Origin of the sequence: Salipiger marinus, from assembly GCF_035481585.1 — a bacterium.
GTDB lineage: Bacteria > Pseudomonadota > Alphaproteobacteria > Rhodobacterales > Rhodobacteraceae > Salipiger > Salipiger marinus.
Genome location: NZ_JAYKSL010000079.1, coordinates 1 through 1,249, shown reverse-complemented (window position 1 = coordinate 1,249; position 1,249 = coordinate 1). Strand labels below are relative to the sequence as shown.

The window sequence follows — 1,249 nt, the reverse complement described above, 5'->3', positions numbered from 1 at the left end:
GCAGGGGCAGCAGGGTTCGAACCCGCGACCTACGGTTTTGGAGTCCGTTGAAGGTGCCTATTTTCCCTGCGAAAAACTTCCAATCGAGTCACTTCAGGCCGAAATGATAACAATGGGTTACAGCGCCTTTCCCAAACGACAGGACAGCCGCGAATCGCACCTCGCCAAAGAGCGGCACCTCGAAATTTCCCCCCAGAGCAGCTGATGTGCTGATCCCGGCAGGACTTAGGAGAACCCTACAAATTCAAGGGCTTGGCGCGCAATTATCAAATAATTGGTGCCCAATAAAAACAGGAGGTTACGAATGGACCTCCAACTATAGCGTTGGGCGCCGGTCACCTCCCCTTCACATCGGAATCAGGCAGATCATCCGTGGCCTCTTCACGGACGCGCTCCAGCGCCTCCTCCAGCGTCGGCGCATCGCCATGCGTGGCCGGATAGGTCCATGTCCCCCACCACCATACCAGCTCACTACCCCCGACGCCCATGCCCAGACGCTCGGTCATCACGCGGCCCACGTCCCTTCCGTCCCGCCGCACGACATAATCGTCGGGGCGGCTGGTGCCTGCGATGAGGGTTGGCCGGTAGGTCCATCTGGTCATGGTGCGCGAGGTAGGGCGCGAGCAAGAAAAGGAACCCACACCGGAGCGTAGGTCACTACTTTTTCGGCTTGAATGTTTCTGCCGATGACTTCACATCTTTGGCATTGGAAAAAGGGAGTGAAAGATGAAGTGGTTAGTCATACCCGTTTTATTGGCATTGAATGCTTGCGCTGCCTCGCCTGAAGATATTGCAGCCGTTGATGTGGGGCCTCGCGCATACAACGGTTTCAATTGTGCTCAGCTTGCGGACGCCAAAATTAAGTATCAGCAATCTTTGGAGAATCTCAGCGCACAACAGAGAAGCGCGCAGAGTGGCGATGCAGTAGGAGTCTTCCTGCTAGGACTGCCCTTGTCGAGCATGAGCGGAGGCGATCAGGAAACGCAAATCGCACTGGCCAAAGGGCACATTCAGGCCGTCGAACTGGAACAAGCGCGACGGAAGTGTCAGTGAGCCGATAAAAAATCCCCGCGCCATCCCGGCGCGGGGTTTGACTTGACAGGGATATGCGGTCAGGTCTGCCCGCCGAGAGCCTTGGCCCACCGCGACCACGCGAAGGTGCCCCCGCTCAAGAGGCCATACAGCACCACCGCCGCTGCAACCGATGCCGCATTGACATCGATGGTGATCAGCCCCGCCGCCTTGTCAA

At 57.6% G+C, this 1,249-nt stretch carries 3 protein-coding genes; 2 read left to right on the top strand and 1 reads right to left on the bottom strand.

From position 1 onward, the window contains the following. The coding region (locus VK682_RS27210) for a hypothetical protein (RefSeq protein ID WP_324782992.1) at window positions 1-205 on the top strand (205 nt) is incomplete at its 5' end. 130 nt (window positions 206-335) lie between these two features. Here VK682_RS27210 and VK682_RS27205 read toward each other — a convergent pair. After that, a complete protein-coding gene (locus VK682_RS27205; protein WP_324782991.1) occupies window positions 336-602 on the bottom strand; it encodes a hypothetical protein in 267 nt (88 codons plus the stop codon). A 124-nt stretch (window positions 603-726) separates the two neighbouring features. On the opposite strand from VK682_RS27205, the gene VK682_RS27200 reads away from it, so the two are divergent. Beyond that, window positions 727-1,053, top strand: a complete 327-nt coding sequence (locus tag VK682_RS27200) for a hypothetical protein (RefSeq protein ID WP_324782990.1) — start codon at window positions 727-729, stop codon at window positions 1,051-1,053. Window positions 1,054-1,249: the final 196 nt, after the last annotated feature.